Here is a 12,461-nt window from a genome sequence, read left to right as displayed (position 1 = left end):
TTCCGCTCTTTCGCGCGGGCCCCGGCTGTCAGGCCGGGTCGTCGACGTACGGGCAGTGCCGGCAGCCGCGCCCGCAGCAGGTGCCTCGCCGGGCCAGGAACCCCGCGCTGAGCACGAACAGGCCCGTCGCCGGGTCCAGGTAGCCGGCCTCGCCGGCGGCCAGCGCGGCGGTGTGCGCGGCGAGGATCCGGTTCCGGTCGGGGTGGTCGTGCGCGAGGCGGGACGGGTGCGGCTCGGTGAGCGGCCGGCCGGCCAGGGGTCGTCGCTCTCCGGTCATCGGGGGTCAGTCTAGGGACCGGTCAGGGCCCGACCGCCGCGGGCGGGCCGCTTGATCCACTCGATGTCCCGCACATCGGGTCGTCCACGCCGCCGGGATGCCCCGATGTCCTTGACACCGCGTGGATCACGCCACGGGACCGGGCCCTCGTTGTCACAGGTGACCGGGATGCTGGGGGCCGACTGACGGCCGGCAGGAAGGCGAGCCCATGCGGAAGATCGTCGTGCACATGAACGTGTCGGTGGACGGCTACTTCGAGGGGCCCGACGGCGGCCTCGACTGGCACCAGGTCGACGAGGAGCTGCACCGGCACTTCAACGCCGAGATCCGCGAGATGGGCGGGTTCCTCAACGGGCGGCGCTCGTACGAGCTGATGGCCGAGTTCTGGCCGACGGCGGACGAGGATCCGGCGAGCAGCCCGGCGATGGTCGAGTACGCCGGCATCTGGCGGGACATGCCGAAGGTGGTGTACTCGCGCACCCTGGAGAGGGCCGACTGGAACGCGACCATCGTCCGCGAGGTGGACCCGGACGAGGTCCGCCGGCTCCAGGCCCAGCCCGGCGGCGACCTCGCGCTCGGCGGAGCGGACCTGATGGCCGAGTTCGCCCGGCACGACCTCATCGACGAGTACCGGATCTACGTACACCCGGTGCTCCTCGGCGCGGGCCGGCCGCTCTTTCCCGCGGACGGCGACCGGCGACCGCTGCGGCTGGCCGGCACCCGCACCTTCGGCAACGGAGTGGTTCTGCTGCGGCACGAGCGCGTCCGGAGCTGACGCGGCGGCTGCGCGCGGAATGGCGATTGGTTTCCGCGTGCTTCCGGCCTATGGTGGCCGGATGCGTCGGTCGGGTCAGCAGGCGGGCGCCGCCGTCGTGACGGCGGCGTCGTACGCTGCCGCCCGCCGCGCCCGGTCGACCGCCCCCGCGATCCGGGTGGTGCGCACCGCCGCACCGTCTCCCGCCGGTTCGGCGGTCTCCATGCCGCCGCGCCCGACCGGACGTGGCCCTCCCTGGCTCGGTACGAGTACATCCCGACCAGCCACCAGGGCGAAGCGTCAACGCTTCGGCCCTTTTTCTTTTTCCGGAGGAGTTCACACCATGACCACCCACCTGCACCCGGACGAGCGGCAACGACTCGACATGCTGCGTACGGCACTGACCCACGACTTCGAGGTGCACACGGCGAGGCTCACCCAGCTCACCGCGGACACCGGCGACCCGGGCGAGGCCCACACCCGCAGCGCGCTGATCGCCGCCACCCGGCAGAGCCTGGACCAGGTCACCGACGCCCTGCGCCGCATCGCCGAGGGGCGGTACGGCGTGTGCGAGCGGTGCGCCGCGCCGATCCCCGCCGAACGGCTGGAGGTGCTCCCCCACGCGCGCTTCTGCGTGCCCTGCCAGCAGAAGCACGCCGGCTGACGGCCCACGACTGCCGTGCCGGGTTTCGGCACGGCAGTCGCCGTGGGCGTACGGTCAGACGCCGGCGCTCCGCGTCTCGCCGAGAACTCGGGTGAGCAGGGCGGTGAACTCGGTGGGCCGCTCGAACAGCGAGCGGTGTCCGGCGCCCTCCAGGACCACCCGCTCCTTGCGGGGCGCCCGCAACTGGGCGTGCCACTGGGCGAGCAGGGTCAGCCGGCCCGGCACCTCGTGGGCGCCATCGACCAGCCAGACCGGTACCGCGAGCTCGCGGACCTGGGTGCGCAGGTCGACGTCCTGCATCCTGGGGTAGAGCACGTCCCACCCGTCGAAGATGCCGCTGAGCGCGTGCACCTTCTCCAGCAGGGTGTATTCGGGCACGTCCAGGTTCTCGACGGCCCCACCGCGCCCCTCGCCGGCACCCGTACGGTCGAAGTCGAACGCGCCGGCCTCGTTGGCCAGCAGGGGTTCGTAGGTGTACATGTCCGGGTACGGCGGCGGGCCCAGGTCGGTCAGCTGGTCCGCCAGGTCGGCGCGGCCGGTGCGGCGGGCCCAGGCGATCGTGTCGGCGTACTGGCTGCGGTCGGCGTCGTCCAGGCTCACGGCCTGACCCACCCCCACGTACGCGGCGAACAGCTCGGGCCGGCGCTGGACGGCCGTCACGCCCACGATCGAGCCGCCGGAGTGCGCCACCAGGTAGACCTTCTCCCTGGTGAAGCGCTGCCGCAGGTGTTCGGTGACCGCCAGGACGTCGGCGACCTCGCTGTCCAGCGTGAACGTCGACGAGGGGGCGAACGCGGCCCAGGACTTCGCCGCGCCCCGCCGTTCCAGGGTAGCCACCACGAAGTGCTGCTCCAGGCCGGCGAGGTGCCGGCGTACCGAGCCGATCTCCGAGCTGCCCGGGGCGCCCGGCACGAAGAGCAGGACGGGCACGTCCGGCCTGGCGCCCCGGACCATCAGCCCCAGGTCCCGGTCGCCGCTGCGAACGGTGGTCAGTTCGGCGACGCCACCCGGGATCGGCTCGGTGCGGGCGGGCAGCGCCACGGCGACCCCGACCAGGACCAGCACCACCGCGAGCAGCCCGGTCGTGATCCGGCCCGCCCACTGCCACACCGGCCGCCGGACCGCGGACGGGTCGCCGCGCCGCGCCACGGCCGCGCCGTACGCGGCACCGACGAGCAGCGGCAGCATGGTGAACAGGCCGTGCAGACCCCGGCCGAGAAGCAGGGCGATGAAGCCGAAGCCGCTGAGGTGCGGAGCGTCGACGGTCGGCCCCCGCAGCCGCATCCGGACCACCTCGACGGCTGCCACGAACAGCACCGGCACGGCGAGCATGGCCCAGCGGGACCGCGTCAACCAGCCGGCGGCCAGCCCGACGGTGAGACTGACGGCGATCGAGACCAGCGCTTCCGTGCCCGTGCCGGGGCCACGCGGCGTCCACCAGCTGACCAGCACTCCCCACAGCACCGGCAGCAGCCCGGCGGCTACCAGTCGCGCAAGGATCGACGGATTCCCCATGACGCCTCCCCGTATCGGCGATCATCGCACCGCCCACCCTAGCCATGATCGATCTCTTGAGCTGTCCCCTTCGGACCACGGAACGGCGTTCTCCGACTCGATATCTCCTCAAGGTGCTTCCGCTGGTGCTGGCGGACCATCTCGTCCCACACCTCCTGGTCGTGGTCCGGGTTGGGCGGAATCCAGCGGTGCGAGCCGTCGCTGTAGTGGAAGCGCTCATCCCCTCGCCGCAGGACACTCACCGCACCCACCCGAGGAAGCGTCGGTGCAGCAGTCCCGCCGGAACCCAGGTCAGGTCCTCGGCGGCCCAGACGAGGTACGAGCCCATGTGGATCGCGAGCGAGACGGGAACGCCGTCGAACTCCGCCCGCAGCTCGGCACGCCTCGTCGCGCACGGCCACGGCCCACCACAACCACCGCAGCTCCACATCGGAAGGACCGGGCCGTGGGTGGTCACGACCGGCCTCCCAGGAACCGCCAGGTCGCGTCGCCCATGCGGCCTGAGAGCAGGGGTACGGCGTCCGCCGCGCCCAACGCCACCGGCACCCGACGCAGAGACCGTTGACGCCGGCGACGTGGATCGCCAGGATCTGGCGTATCAGGTCCTCGCTCACTTCTGCTCCTCCTCCGGCCAGTGGCCGCGCCCGATCGGGATGCGGTGGCGGGCGCGGCACGGGAGGTCGGCACCGCAGCGGCATGTGCGACGCCACCGGCGCCACGACCACACCGGCCAATGCCGACGGGCCGGGGTGAGCGCGACGGCCAGCAGGTACTCGTCGTATGACACACGCCGCGCCATCTGAACCTCCGGCCACACGCACCCTGGTTGCGCACACCATTTTGCGCGGGCATTCTGGGCTGGTCAACGACGACCTGCCAAAGAGGACGGGCGTGTGTCGGTGCCGTACAGGCACTCCGACGGCACAATGAGCGCCATGGAGAGCCCTACCTTCGTTCGCTTCCAGCTCGGCGCTCAGCTCCGGCGGGCTCGCGAGGAAGCAGGCGTCACGGCTGAGCAGGCTGCCGAGGTGATCGAGGTATCGGCCAGCACCCTGCGGCGCATCGAAGCCGGGCGGGTTGGCATCAAGGCACCGGCGCTCAACGCCCTGCTCGATCGATACGGCATGACCGACCCTGAGTTGCGCGACCTGCTCCTCTCCATGGCCAGGAGCGGCAAGCAGCGAGGTTGGTGGGCCAAGTACGGCGATCTCCCGTCGTCGTACCGTCAGTACATCGGGTTGGAGTCCGCAGCCGACGAGGTGCAGAACTTCGAGACGCTGGTCGTTCCCGGGCTGCTCCAGACCGCGGACTACGCACGGGCGATGACGAGCGAAGACGCCTTCGAACCGTCTCCGGAGGCGGTGGAACGACGGGTGGCCGTCCGGATGCAGCGACAGGAGCTGATCACGTCAGGGAAGCTGCGTCTGGTGGCAGTCCTGGACGAGGCCGTCCTTCACCGCCAGATCGGCGGAGCGAAGGTCATGGCGGACCAGTTGACCGCACTTCTGGAAGCCGGAGAGCGCTGGAACGTGACAGTCCAGGTGATCCCGTTCAGGGAGGGCGCGTACGCGTCCATGCTGTCGAGCTTCCACATCCTGAACTTCACAGACGGCCCCGGCGTGGTCTACATCGAGGGCATCACCGGCGACCTCTACGCGGAGGGTGAGGATGTCCGCCGCTGTACAGTCATCTTCAACAGCCTGCGCGCCGCAGCCATGTCACCGACGGACTCGGCCGCAATGATCGAGGAGATCCGGGACGCGCGGCGCGAGGAGTAGGAGGCGTGGCGTGGACTCGCAGTGGCGCAAGAGCACCCGCAGCGGCAGCAACGGTGCCTGCGTCGAAGTCAGGTTCGCCGACCACACCGTCGAGGTCCGTGATAGCAAGGACCGCTCGGGTCGAACTCTTCGCTTCGACGGGTCGACCTGGTTGACTTTCCTCGCGCAGTTGAAGCGCTAACGGCGGCTTTAGGGCATCGCTGCGCAGGCCATTTATGGCCATTGGTGGCCCGGGATCCGTAGTGGGCTTGAGGTGATCCGGGACCTGGCACAACGGGCACCGATCAGGTCATGGGAGTGGACACCGAGACAGAAGACGAACGGCTCTGGCCTGCCTAGCAGGCCAGAGCCTCGTTCACCTAGTTCCGGTCTCGTGGTGGATTAGGGTCATTTCCGTAACTGTCGCGCTCACGGATCTGCCCGTTCCTACCGTGCAGGTAGAACTCCGTCTCGCTCGCTCGAGCTGACGCGCGGCCCTGCCTTGCAGCCTCGGCCTGAGTGTCGTGGACTGAGGCTGCCCTTTGGCTGCCCTCCCGCCTCACCGCCCAGCCATCGGGGTGAGGAACAACATGTACCGGCTTCCTTGGTGTCGCCATCCTTTTCTCCTTCGTACTCGATCAACTTGCGGAATCGAGCCGGGAGGAGCGAGGATCCGTCTTGCAACCATTTGGTCGGGCTCCATCCCGGCTCACGAGCCCCGGGCGCTCCAACGCCCGGGGCTCGTTGCTTTGGGTCAGCTACAGCCGCTGGTGGAGCCGCAGCCCTCGCAGACGTAGCAGCTACCGGCCGGGCGCATCTTCGTACCGCAGGTGAAGCAGAGCGGCGCGTCGGCGGCCTTGCCGATCACGGCCTCCAGCAGCTCGGTGCTGGAGCCGACCGACGGCGCCGGCTTGGCGGCGACGACGTCGGCGGTCTCCTGCGCCGGCTGGGCGATCGGGCCGGTCTTCGGCTCGACGGGAGCCTCGACCGGGGCGGAGGAGGCCATCGCGGTGAGGTCCGCACCGCCGGCCTCCGCCTCCGCCTCGGCCCGCAGCTGGGCGGCCCGCTCCTGGGCGGTGAAGATGCCCAGCTCCGCGCGGCGCTCGTACGGCAGGAAGTCCAGGGCCAGGCGACGGAAGATGTAGTCCATCACCGAGGCGGCCATGCGCACGTCCGGGTCGTCGGTCATGCCGGCCGGCTCGAAGCGCATGTTGGTGAACTTGCTGACGTACGTCTCCAGCGGCACGCCGTACTGGAGGCCGATGGAGATGGCCACCGAGAAGGCGTCCATCACACCGGCGAGGGTCGAGCCCTGCTTCGACATCTTGAGGAAGACCTCGCCGAGGCCGTCGTCCGGGTAGGACGACGCGGTGAGGTAGCCCTCGGCGCCGCCGACGGAGAAGCTGACCGTCTGCGACGGGCGCTTCTTCGGCAGCCGCTTGCGCACCGGGCGGTACTCGACGACCTTCTCCACGACCTTCTCGGGCGCCTCGACCACGGCCGGAGCCGATTCGGCGGTCTTGTTGGCCTTGCCCACCGAGAGCGGCTGGCCGACCTTGCAGTTGTCGCGGTAGATCGCCAGTGCCTTGAGGCCGAGCTTCCAGCCCTCGAAGTAGATCTTCTCGACGTCCTCGACGGTTGCCTGCTCCGGCATGTTGACCGTCTTGGAGATGGCGCCGGAGACGAACGGCTGGATGGCCGCCATCATCCGCACGTGGCCCATCGGGGCGATGGACCGCTCACCCATCGCGCAGTCGAAGACCGGGTAGTGCTCCGGCTTGAGGCCGGGGGCGTCCACCACGTGGCCGTGGTCGGCGATGTGCTCGATGATCGCCTCGACCTGCTCCTCGGGGTAGCCGAGGCTGCGCAGTGCGCGCGGGACGGTCTGGTTGACGATCTGCATCGAGCCGCCGCCGACCAGCTTCTTGAACTTGACCAGCGCCAGGTCCGGCTCCACGCCGGTCGTGTCGCAGTCCATCATGAAGCCGATGGTGCCGGTCGGCGCCAGCACGCTGGCCTGCGCGTTGCGCCAGCCGAACTTGTCACCGACCTTGTTGCCCTGGGTCCACTGCCTGGTCGCCTCCCGCACGATCGCGGTGGCCACCGGGCTGGTGGGCTTGATCTCGTCGTTGGCGGCGGCGTGCTTGCGCATGACCCGCTTGTGCGGCTCGGCGTTGCGGGCATAGCCGTCGTACGGGCCGACGACGCCGGCCAGCTCGGCCGAGCGGCGGTAGGCGGTGCCGGTCATCAGCGAGGTGATCGCCGCGGCGACCGAGCGGCCCTGCTCCGAGTCGTACGGCAGGCCGGAGGCCATCAGCAGGGCGCCGAGGTTGGCGTAGCCGATGCCGAGCTGCCGGTAGGCGCGGGAGGTCTCGCCGATCTTGTCGGTCGGGAAGTCGGCGAAGCAGATCGAGATGTCCATCGCGGTGATGACCAGCTCGACCGACTTGACGAACTTCTCCACCTCGAAGCCGCCGTCGGCGCGGAGGAACTTCATCAGGTTCAGCGAGGCGAGGTTGCACGAGGAGTTGTCCAGGTGCAGGTACTCCGAGCACGGGTTCGACGCGGTGATCCGGCCGGTCTCCGGGCAGGTGTGCCAGTCGTTGATGGTGTCGTCGTACTGGAGGCCGGGGTCGGCGCACTCCCAGGCGGCCTGGGCGATGCTGCGGAACAGCTTCTTCGCGTTGATCGTCTCGATCGTCGACCCGTCCAGCCGGCCGCGCAGGTCGAACCCGCCGTCGTTCTCCACCGCCGTCATGAACTCGTCGGAGACCCGGACCGAGTTGTTGGCGTTCTGGTACTGCACGCTGACGATGTCGGCGCCGCCCAGGTCCATGTCGAACCCGGCGTCGCGCAGGGCGCGGATCTTGTCCTCCTCACGCGCCTTGGTGACCACGAACTCCTGGATGTCCGGGTGGTCCACGTCGAGGATGACCATCTTCGCCGCGCGCCGGGTGGCGCCGCCGGACTTGATGGTGCCGGCGGAGGCGTCCGCGCCACGCATGAAGCTGACCGGGCCGGAGGCGTTGCCGCCGGAGGAGAGCAGCTCGCGGGAGGACCGGATCCGGGACAGGTTGACGCCGGAGCCGGAGCCGCCCTTGAAGATCAGCCCCTCCTCCTTGTACCAGTCCAGGATGGAGTCCATCGAGTCGTCGACGGCGAGGATGAAGCAGGCGCTGACCTGCTGCGGGGACGGCGTGCCGACGTTGAACCACACCGGCGAGTTGAAGCTGAACACCTGGTGCAGCAGCATCCAGGTCAGTTCGTGGGCGAAGACCTCGGCGTCGGCCGGGCTGGCGAAGTAGCCGTACTCCTCACCGGCGGTGCGGTAGGTGGCGACGACCCGGTCGATCAACTGCTTGAGCGACCACTCCCGCTCCGGGGTGCCCACCGCGCCACGGAAGTACTTGGTGGTGACGATGTTGGCCGCGTTGACGCTCCACGACTCGGGGAACTCCACGCCGCGCTGCTCGAAGTTGATCGAGCCGTCGCGCCAGTTGGTCATGACCACGTCGCGCCGCTCCCACGCGACCTCGTCGTAGGGGTGCACCCCCTCGGTGGTCCAGACCCGCTCGATCTTGAGGCCCGCCGTCGCGCCAGCCTTCGACCGTGACCTGCTCGTTGTCACACCATCCCCCGACATCTCATCCGCCCCCTCGTCCGCACGGTCACCCGCCGCGCGCTCCGACTGTCTTCTCAAAAACGCACAATTCAATGGGTACGGCCGGCAGCGCCGGCCGCGTCGGCACCGGCGCCCTCGGCCCGGGCGCGGGCGGCGGCCCGCAGCGTGTCGATCTCCCGCTCGAAGTCCGCGAGCGAGTCGAACGACCGGTAGACGCTGGCGAACCGCAGGTAGGCCACCTCGTCCAGGTCCCGCAGGGGGCCCAGGATCGCCAACCCCACCTCGTGGCTCGGAAGCTCGGCCGCCCCCTTGGCGCGGACGGTCTCCTCGACCTTCTGCGCCAGCAGTGCGATCGAGTCCTCGTCCACCGGCCGGCCCTGGCACGCCTTGCGCACCCCGCCGATGATCTTCGTACGGCTGAACGGCTCGGTCACCCCGCTGCGCTTGACCACCGCGAGCACCGCCTCCTCGACGGTGGTGAACCGCTTGCCGCACTCCGGGCAGGACCGCCGCCGGCGGATCAACTGGCCGTCGTCGGCCTCCCGCGAGTCGACGACCCGGGAGTCAGGGTGCCGGCAGTACGGACACCGCATCGCCCGACCTCCTCCATCGACCGCGGGTCCGCCGACCCGCCCTCGGGCACGCGTCATCACGGCGGAACCATCGTCCGATGGTGTCGCCGTGCCGACGGTACGGGAGTGCGTTCGGTAGTCGAACCCAACCTGTAGGCGACTTACGCCCGTGTGACTACTACATCTAGGGGTCGACCGTATGCCGCCGATGATCCGAGGTCAAGTTGGCGGGCGTGTCCGGCGCGTCACCTGCACCACCTCCGTCCGGGCGACCAGAGAGCCCAACGCCACGCCGCCGAGGGGGTTACCGGCCGCCCGGCCGGGAGGTGCCGACGAACCGCCGGGATCGAACAGCCGTGCGACCCGACGTACCATTTATCAGAACACGAGTACGAACTGATCGGATTTTCACCCCGACACGCTGAACGAGGTCGTACAGATGTTTGAAAATGACTGATCTCACCTATACGGTCATCAACAACCGGCTTCGGCGCTCCCCCGTCGATCCGGACACGACATCACACGCGCCACGAGCCGCCGAGGCACCCAGCGCCGACCAGGGAGGACGGACGTGACCGAGGACCGGGCCAGCCGGCCGAAGACCCCGCAGCAGATCACCGAGGCGGGTCCGCCGGCCACCCGACGCCGCGGCGCCGCACGCAGCCGGGCCGGGCAGCCGGCCGTACGACCGGTCACCCCGGTGGTGAGCGCCTTCCCCGACCCGACGACGGTCGACCTGACCGCCCGCCAGCGGCGGATCCTGGAGTTCATCCGCACCTGGGTCGAGCGCCACGGCTACCCCCCGAGCGTCCGGGAGATCGGCGAGGCGGTTGGTCTCGTCTCACCGTCGAGCGTCGCCTACCAGCTCAAGGAGCTGGAGAAGAAGGGCTTTCTGCGCCGCGACCCCAACCGTCCCCGCGCGGTGGACGTCCGGGCACCCAGCGACGTGGACGACGAGATGACCCGGGCACAGCGCCCCGCCCCGGCGTACGTGCCGATGCTGGGCCGCATCGCCGCCGGTGGGCCGATCCTCGCCGAGCAGGCCGTGGAGGACATCTTCCCGCTGCCCCGCGAGCTCGTCGGCGAGGGCGAGGTCTTCATGCTCCAGGTCAAGGGCGACTCGATGCTCGACGCGGCCATCTGTGACGGCGACTGGGTGGTCGTCCGTCAGCAGCCGACCGCCGACTCCGGCGAGATCGTCGCCGCCATGCTCGACGGCGAGGCGACGGTGAAGACGTACCGGCGCCGCGACGGGCACGTCTGGCTCATGCCGCAGAACCCGGCCTTCGACCCGATCCCCGGCGACGATGCGACCATCATGGGCCGGGTCGTCGCGGTGCTCCGCCGAATCTGACGCTGTTCGGGGTGGCCGCCGGTCGAGCGGTCACCCCGGACGCGATCTCCGTGCGGCCGATTCAGTACCGGTCGCCCCGGTAGCCGCGGCCACCCCCGGGCACCTGGCCGTAGGAACCGCCCCGCTCGTCTCGGTGGCCGTCGTCGCGCCGCCGACCCGACCGCTGACCGCCCGCCTCCGGGTCCGGGCCGCGGCGCGGGGGTTCCGCCCGGCCGCCACCGCCAGCCGGCTGACCACCGCCGGCCGGGCCGCCTCCGTAGACGCCGCCGGCCGGACGACCACCGGCCGCCGGGCGACCACCGCCACCACGGGCGCCGTCGCCACCACGGCCACGGTCCGGCACACCGCCACGGTCCGGCACACCACCACGGTCCGGCACACCGCCACGGCCACCGCCGGCCGGAGCCGCACCACCGGCGCGACCGCCGCCGGCCGGGGGTACGCCACCTGCCCGGCCACCGCCCGACGGGGCACCGCCGCCACCGGGTCGGCCGCCGTACACACCACTGCCGCTACCGCCGGCCGGGCGGCCACCGCCGTAGACGCCTCCGCCGGCCGGCTTGCCCCCGTAGACCGCGCCACCGGCCGGAGCGGCACCACCGCGACCGCCACCGGGCGGGACCGCGGCACCACGACCACCGCCGGGCGGGACCGCGCCACCGCGAGGGCCACCGCCGGGTGCGCCGTAGACACCGGCGGAGGGCGCACCGCCGTAGACACCGGCGCGGGCCGCCCGGTCACCCGGAGGCAGGAAGCCCTCCGCGTCGTCGTCGGGCCCGCCGTCGCGGTCCGGACCGTCGTCGGAGTCTCGACCCGGCGGAGGGTTCCGCCGTGCCCGCAGGATGCCGACCACCCCGGCACCGACCAGCACCGCGCCGAGAGCGCCGACCGCACCGATCAGATAGGTGATGTCCTGGAGCGTGAGCGAGTCCATCCAGGACTGGCTCGCGGCCGACTTGGGCCCAGCCGCCGAGCCCGCGACGGGCTTCGCCCCCTCGGTGGACGGCTTGTAGGCCAGGATGTTGATGGGCTCCTCGTCCTCGAGCTGACCGCCGTCGGAGATGGTGAGGAACGACCTGCCGTCGGGCGTGTAGGAGATCGCCTCGCCGAACGGGTCCGCCAACGCGGTCACCCGGGGCTCGGCGGAGGTCAGCGCCTTCACCACGTCACCGTCGGAGACGTCGTACTCGAAGGCGTCGGCGTACGTGCGGAGCACCACGCGGGACCCGTCCGGGGAGCGGGCGGCGCCGGTGACAGCCGTCCGGCCGAGGGAGCCGAACGGGTTCTCCGTCTCGGTCTTCGGCAGGCTGACGTCGCCGACCTTCTTCATTGGCACGGGCTCGGTGTCGCCGGTGCGCAGCTTCGCACCCGGCGTGAAGATCTCCGCCTTGCCGGCGGTCACCTTGGTGATGATCAGAGGGGTGCCGTCGCCGTTGAGGAGCAGCGCCTCGGCGTCGCGCGGCTTGCCGTCCGGGTACGCGATGCGGTGCAGCTCCGGCTGTTCGCCGCCGCCCACCGGCATGCTCCACAGGGCGACCCGCTCGCGGCGGGTCTTGCTGGTGACGTTGTCGCCGGTGTCGGCGATCCACAGCGTCCTGCCGTCCGGGGAGAGCGCCAGGTCCTCGGTGTCGAGGGGTCCGCCGCCGGAGTAGCGGACCGGATCCTTGGTGATCTTGCACTTGGTGTCGAGGAAGAAGACGCGCTTGCGGCGCTCGTCGGTGGTGCCGTCGTTGATCACGACGTAGCCGGTCTTCGTCGCCACCAGGCCGGAGACCTCGCGGAGGCGCTCGTCGGCCACCGTGCACCGCTTCTGACCTGCGGCGAGAGCGAGCGCGGAGGTGGCGGAGGTGGGGGCTGCCAGGGCGACCCCGGCCCACGCCACGGTTGCCCCCAGCAGGCTGAGGGCAACCGTGACCGAGGAGAGTACGCGGCGCATCTTGCTAGTG

At 70.8% G+C, this 12,461-nt stretch carries 13 protein-coding genes; 5 read left to right on the top strand and 8 right to left on the bottom strand.

The window, feature by feature from the left end; translation table 11 throughout:
- Positions 1 to 28: 28 nt before the first annotated feature.
- Positions 29 to 277 carry a DUF5522 domain-containing protein gene (locus ACTMSW_RS10300; RefSeq protein ID WP_441180318.1) on the bottom strand — a complete coding sequence of 83 codons (249 nt, stop codon included), beginning with the start codon at positions 275 to 277 and terminating at the stop codon, positions 29 to 31.
- A 208-nt stretch (positions 278 to 485) separates the two neighbouring features.
- Between ACTMSW_RS10300 and ACTMSW_RS10295 the strand changes: the two genes are divergently transcribed.
- On the top strand, positions 486 to 1,052 hold the full coding sequence (locus ACTMSW_RS10295) for a dihydrofolate reductase family protein (protein WP_441180317.1): 567 nt from the start codon (positions 486 to 488) through the stop codon (positions 1,050 to 1,052).
- Between the two features lie 75 nt (positions 1,053 to 1,127).
- On the opposite strand, the gene ACTMSW_RS10290 is transcribed toward ACTMSW_RS10295, so the two are convergent.
- Positions 1,128 to 1,256 (bottom strand): hypothetical protein, encoded by a 129-nt coding sequence (locus tag ACTMSW_RS10290; RefSeq protein WP_441180316.1) that lies wholly within the window; start codon positions 1,254 to 1,256, stop codon positions 1,128 to 1,130.
- Positions 1,257 to 1,374: 118 nt separating this feature from the next.
- On the opposite strand from ACTMSW_RS10290, the gene ACTMSW_RS10285 reads away from it, so the two are divergent.
- Positions 1,375 to 1,695, top strand: a complete 321-nt coding sequence (locus ACTMSW_RS10285; protein ID WP_441180315.1) for a TraR/DksA family transcriptional regulator — start codon at positions 1,375 to 1,377, stop codon at positions 1,693 to 1,695.
- A 54-nt stretch (positions 1,696 to 1,749) separates the two neighbouring features.
- On the opposite strand, the gene ACTMSW_RS10280 is transcribed toward ACTMSW_RS10285, so the two are convergent.
- Both ACTMSW_RS10280 and ACTMSW_RS10275 read right to left on the bottom strand, forming a co-directional pair.
- Positions 1,750 to 3,210: an alpha/beta fold hydrolase gene (locus ACTMSW_RS10280; RefSeq protein ID WP_441180314.1), complete on the bottom strand. Its 1,461-nt coding sequence runs from the start codon at positions 3,208 to 3,210 to the stop codon at positions 1,750 to 1,752.
- Positions 3,211 to 3,448: 238 nt separating this feature from the next.
- Complete coding sequence (locus ACTMSW_RS10275; protein WP_441180313.1) at positions 3,449 to 3,667, bottom strand: hypothetical protein; 219 nt, start codon at positions 3,665 to 3,667, stop codon at positions 3,449 to 3,451.
- A gap of 478 nt (positions 3,668 to 4,145) precedes the next feature.
- On the opposite strand from ACTMSW_RS10275, the gene ACTMSW_RS10270 reads away from it, so the two are divergent.
- Together ACTMSW_RS10270 and ACTMSW_RS10265 are read left to right on the top strand one after the other, a co-directional pair.
- Entirely contained in the window at positions 4,146 to 4,988 is an 843-nt protein-coding gene (locus tag ACTMSW_RS10270; RefSeq protein ID WP_441180312.1) for a helix-turn-helix domain-containing protein, read from the top strand.
- Between the two features lie 10 nt (positions 4,989 to 4,998).
- The gene (locus ACTMSW_RS10265) at positions 4,999 to 5,169 is read left to right on the top strand and encodes a DUF397 domain-containing protein (protein ID WP_441180311.1); all 171 of its coding nucleotides are present in this window, start codon (positions 4,999 to 5,001) and stop codon (positions 5,167 to 5,169) included.
- 178 nt (positions 5,170 to 5,347) lie between these two features.
- On the opposite strand, the gene ACTMSW_RS10260 is transcribed toward ACTMSW_RS10265, so the two are convergent.
- From ACTMSW_RS10260 to nrdR, 3 genes are all read right to left on the bottom strand, one after another.
- Positions 5,348 to 5,584, bottom strand: a complete 237-nt coding sequence (locus ACTMSW_RS10260; protein ID WP_441180310.1) for a DUF2188 domain-containing protein — start codon at positions 5,582 to 5,584, stop codon at positions 5,348 to 5,350.
- A 137-nt stretch (positions 5,585 to 5,721) separates the two neighbouring features.
- Positions 5,722 to 8,610 carry a vitamin B12-dependent ribonucleotide reductase gene (locus tag ACTMSW_RS10255; protein ID WP_441180309.1) on the bottom strand — a complete coding sequence of 963 codons (2,889 nt, stop codon included), beginning with the start codon at positions 8,608 to 8,610 and terminating at the stop codon, positions 5,722 to 5,724.
- A 68-nt stretch (positions 8,611 to 8,678) separates the two neighbouring features.
- Entirely contained in the window at positions 8,679 to 9,182 is a 504-nt protein-coding gene (gene nrdR, locus ACTMSW_RS10250) for a transcriptional regulator NrdR (RefSeq protein ID WP_441180308.1), read from the bottom strand.
- 550 nt (positions 9,183 to 9,732) lie between these two features.
- Between nrdR and lexA the strand changes: the two genes are divergently transcribed.
- The gene (gene lexA / locus ACTMSW_RS10245; RefSeq protein ID WP_441180307.1) at positions 9,733 to 10,515 is read left to right on the top strand and encodes a transcriptional repressor LexA; all 783 of its coding nucleotides are present in this window, start codon (positions 9,733 to 9,735) and stop codon (positions 10,513 to 10,515) included.
- Between the two features lie 61 nt (positions 10,516 to 10,576).
- Here the strand turns inward: lexA and ACTMSW_RS10240 are convergent, their stop codons facing one another.
- A complete protein-coding gene (locus ACTMSW_RS10240; protein ID WP_441180306.1) occupies positions 10,577 to 12,451 on the bottom strand; it encodes a hypothetical protein in 1,875 nt (624 codons plus the stop codon).
- Between the last annotated feature and the right edge of the window lie 10 nt (positions 12,452 to 12,461).

The sequence above is a fragment of the Micromonospora sp. BQ11 genome, from assembly GCF_052068135.1.
GTDB lineage: Bacteria > Actinomycetota > Actinomycetes > Mycobacteriales > Micromonosporaceae > Micromonospora.
The sequence above is the reverse complement of the archived record's forward strand: the minus strand, read 5'-3'. Positions and strand labels throughout refer to the sequence as shown.

Bases quoted from the DNA above. Each gene is read 5' to 3' on its own strand.
- ACTMSW_RS10290 (WP_441180316.1), bottom strand. From the start codon at position 1,256: ATGGAGACCGCCGAACCGGCGGGAGACGGTGCGGCGGTGCGCACCACC.
- ACTMSW_RS10260 (WP_441180310.1), bottom strand. From the start codon at position 5,584: ATGGCGACACCAAGGAAGCCGGTACATGTTGTTCCTCACCCCGATGGC.
- ACTMSW_RS10240 (WP_441180306.1), bottom strand. From the start codon at position 12,451: ATGCGCCGCGTACTCTCCTCGGTCACGGTTGCCCTCAGCCTGCTGGGG.
- ACTMSW_RS10285 (WP_441180315.1), top strand. From the start codon at position 1,375: ATGACCACCCACCTGCACCCGGACGAGCGGCAACGACTCGACATGCTG.
- ACTMSW_RS10300 (WP_441180318.1), bottom strand. From the start codon at position 277: ATGACCGGAGAGCGACGACCCCTGGCCGGCCGGCCGCTCACCGAGCCG.
- nrdR (WP_441180308.1), bottom strand. From the start codon at position 9,182: ATGCGGTGTCCGTACTGCCGGCACCCTGACTCCCGGGTCGTCGACTCG.
- ACTMSW_RS10255 (WP_441180309.1), bottom strand. From the start codon at position 8,610: ATGTCGGGGGATGGTGTGACAACGAGCAGGTCACGGTCGAAGGCTGGC.
- ACTMSW_RS10270 (WP_441180312.1), top strand. From the start codon at position 4,146: ATGGAGAGCCCTACCTTCGTTCGCTTCCAGCTCGGCGCTCAGCTCCGG.
- ACTMSW_RS10280 (WP_441180314.1), bottom strand. From the start codon at position 3,210: ATGGGGAATCCGTCGATCCTTGCGCGACTGGTAGCCGCCGGGCTGCTG.
- ACTMSW_RS10295 (WP_441180317.1), top strand. From the start codon at position 486: ATGCGGAAGATCGTCGTGCACATGAACGTGTCGGTGGACGGCTACTTC.